Annotated in this window: 2 protein-coding genes and 1 pseudogene; all 3 read right to left on the bottom strand. The window is 61.0% G+C overall.

Going from position 1 to position 3,494, the window contains the following annotated elements; translation table 11 throughout:
• Positions 1 to 121: 121 nt before the first annotated feature.
• A pseudogene (locus ACS5Q1_RS46600) lies at positions 122 to 472 on the bottom strand (IS6 family transposase); the annotation flags it as partial.
• Between the two features lie 108 nt (positions 473 to 580).
• Positions 581 to 2,470: an adenylate/guanylate cyclase domain-containing protein gene (locus ACS5Q1_RS46595; protein WP_473104572.1), complete on the bottom strand. Its 1,890-nt coding sequence runs from the start codon at positions 2,468 to 2,470 to the stop codon at positions 581 to 583.
• 596 nt (positions 2,471 to 3,066) lie between these two features.
• Positions 3,067 to 3,494, bottom strand: a 428-nt coding sequence (locus ACS5Q1_RS46590; protein WP_473104571.1) for a transposase, incomplete at its 5' end; no start/stop codon positions are given.

Genomic DNA, 3,494 nt, shown 5'->3' with positions numbered 1-3,494 from the left:
AGCATCGAAGTCAGAGCGGAGTGGGATCGGCATGGCAACCCTCCTTGGCTCACCAAGTTGAATCACACCCACCGCAATCCTGGAAATCACGAACGAGTCAGACCTTCAGGGACCTGGTATTAGCGGCCTTCTTGTTGCGGCGGCTCTGAACCAGAACGTCGAGCACGTTGCCATGCTGATCAATGGCTCGCCAGAGATAGTGCAGTTTGCCGCGGATGCGGATGAACACTTCATCCAAGAACCACTTGTCGCCGGGTTGCGGTCGGCGCCGTTTGAGGCTGTTGGCGTAGGTCCGCCCAAAGCGCAGGCTCTACTCGCGGATGGTTTCGTAACTGACCACGATCCCTCGGCTCGCAAGGATCAGTTCGACCTCCCGCAAGCTGAGGCTGAAGCAGTGATACAACCAGACCGCCTGGTTGATGATTTCGGCCGGAAAGCGGAAGCCGCGGTACGGATTGGACGTCGTGCTCATGCCTGAGACCGTGCCACAGGCTCAGAGGCCTGCCAACTTGACAGTACCCAGGTCGCCACTACTGTCCTCCTCCGCCCAAAGTCAACAGGAGGTGGTCGAGGAGCCACATCAGAAGCGTAGCTCTTTCTCAAGCATCCCGATGACCTCCTGGAACCGCGGATGACTCCGGATCGGGTCGAGATCGGAGTCGTACTGCACCCACCGTTTTCTTTCCCGCGTGGCATGGGGCATGAGTTCCACAAGCAGATCGATTGCTCGTTCGTGTTCGCCCACCAACGAGCAGAAGCAGGCCACGTTGTATTTCGTCAGGCTGTCGTCGGGATCGATGACTAGAGCACGTTCCGCCCACTCCTTGGCACGATCGAGCTCGCCGAGAGCGGCAAGCCCGACGGCACCCAGATATGCTGGCCTTGAGTTCTCCGGATGCAACGCCAGGTCGCGTTCCGCGCGAGCCACACCTTCCCGCGCTGCCCTTCTCATATCCTGGTCTCGCCCTAGCGCCCGCAGAACTCCAACCAGCACGAGCAAGGCCTGATAGTCATCGGGCTTGAGTTCCGCTGCACGCTGGAAGTGCCTTGCGGCCTGCTCGAGGCTCCCTTGAGCAAAGCAAGCCCTTGCAAGGAAATAATGAGCCTCGAAGAGGTTCGGATCGAGCGTGGTGGCCCATTCGAATTCTGCCATGGCTTCCGGGTAGCGCTCCGAAAGCGAAAGAGCCAAGCCCCGCGAGGCGTGCGCCTCGGCGAGGCCACCCTCCAGATCGAGAGCCTTGGCGCTGGTGTCGAGAATGCCCTCGATCGACACATCGGTGTTGTAGTGGAGGAACAGGAACGAGTCGCAGTCCGCGATACCTGCATAGGCCCGCGCATAGTTTGGATCGAGCTCGACCGCCTTGGCAAACATACGTTTCGCCAGAACGTAGTAGGGCCTGGAATGCCGGTGTAGGAACTGCCGACCGCGCAGGTAATACGCATAGGCTTCGACGTCGTGGGTCGGCACTTGGCCGATAGCCGATTTCTCCTCTGGCAGCAGTTTGATCTTCAACTGGTCAACGATCGAATGAGCAATCTCGTCCTGGATGGCGAAGATATCGGTGAGATCACGGTCATAGCGCTCGGCCCAGAGGTGACCGCCGTTCCTGCCGTCGACAAGCTGCGCGGTGATGCGCACACGCGGGCCGGCCTTTCGGACGCTTCCTTCCAGGATGAACGTGACCCCGAGTTCCTGGCTCGCCTGCCGCACTTTCGCGGGTTTGTCCTTGTAGCTGAAAGCCGTGTGGTACGCGATCACGAAGAGGCCGGAGATCTTCGACAGGTCGGTGATCAGATCCTCGGTAATTCCCTCGCTGAAGTACTCCTGCTCCGGATCCCCGCTCATGTTGCTGAACGGGAGGACCGCGATCGCCGGCTTCTCGATCTCGTTTCGCTCCCACGGGTCTGCATCGGGACCGACTGTCCGGGCTGTTGGGACCGACTCGAGGCACACGCTATAGGCGTGCACCGGTCTGTGGATGTTCTTGAGGGACTGGTCGCCCATATCCTGGTAGTGCAGGTGAAGCCGCGTGCCGACGTTCTCCCGAACGGAGGCCGAGACGACGATCCCGCCGGGCTTCGCGATACTCTGGAGGCGGGCCGCCACATTGACGCCGTCCCCGTAAATGTCGTCAGCTTCGACGATCACATCGCCAAGGTTGATGCCGATGCGAAGCTCCATCCGGCGGTTCCGCGGGACGCCTGCATTGCGCTCCCTCATTCCCCGCTGGATCATGGCGGCACAGGCAACGGCATTCACGACACTCGGAAACTCCGCCAGAAATCCGTCGCCGACAAGCTTCACGATGCGCCCCTCACACTCGGCAATTTTGACGTCGATCAGCTCGCGGCGGTGCAGTTTCCAGGTTGCAAGCGTGCCGGCCTCGTCCAAGCCCATGAGACGGCTGTAGGCCACAATATCTGCCGTGAGGATGGCCGCCAGCCGTCGGTGCACCGAGGGATCGCTCATCTGAGACCATCCAGTCTCCGCGTCCTGACACGCTTGCGGGATGCTCGACTATTGAGGTGCTCACCCTACTTCAGTGGCGTCCCGCCCCAGATGCGGCAACGCTTGCACCCACTTGCACCCATGCGCTGGTTCTACACTCCCGCCGGTCCACTGGCGAACACAGGCATTCGCCGGATTACGAGATACATTCAGTGCGATCTAAGTAAATGCGGGGCATCTGCAATGGGTCCTCTACGCCCAAAAAAACGGCTAAGACCTCTTTCGGGTCATTCTCTGCCGATCCCTGTTCTTCGCGAAAGTCAGCTTTGGCCGGGTGAGCAGACCAACGGGTTATTTCCGAGAAGTGCCGATACTGTTCTCTAATGGGTCAAGGGGCAGCTCTCCGATCCTGAGCGATATGCGATGCCTAAGGGTGTCTGCGTTCTCTACGTGCTCCAGGGCACTTGATGGGGTCAGCTGGAGTGGAGCGACTTGGTTGAAACCGCAGTCGGCCCTTGGCACAGGCCGCATGCGACAAAATCGGCGTCGTCTTCCACACCCTCCCTTGGGCAACGCTCCGCTCGGGAGCTCGTCTCGACCTGCTTCTGCTGCTCCTCCTAGGCGGCCTGGAATGAGGTGCCGTGCCGGAGCATGGCATGCATGATGATCGCCAAGCGGCGGGCGAGCGCCACGCGCGCTTTCCTCATGGTTGAGCGCCGGGCAATCCCCAGAGCCCACTCCTTGAGGGCGAGGGCGCCGCGGTAGCGCGTCAGCAGCACATTGGCGGCCTCGTACAGCAGGGTTCGCACTCGCCGGTCGCCACACTTGGAGATACTGCCGACATAGTCGATCTCGCCGGACTGGAAGCGCCGCGGCACCAAGCCGAGATAGGCTCCCACATCGCGCGAGCGGCGGAAACGCTCCGGCGCATCGACGGTGACGACAAAGGCTAAGGCCGTCAGTTGCCCCACACCCACACCCCGTTGACTGCCGGAATCGGAAACAGCAGTGGCAGCTACGCGGCCTCGCAAAGGCGGCGAGCGCG

It is taken from the genome of Microvirga sp. GN3 (assembly GCF_055792825.1).
Note: the sequence above shows the minus strand (reverse complement) of the source record. Positions and strands in the feature narration are given on the sequence as shown.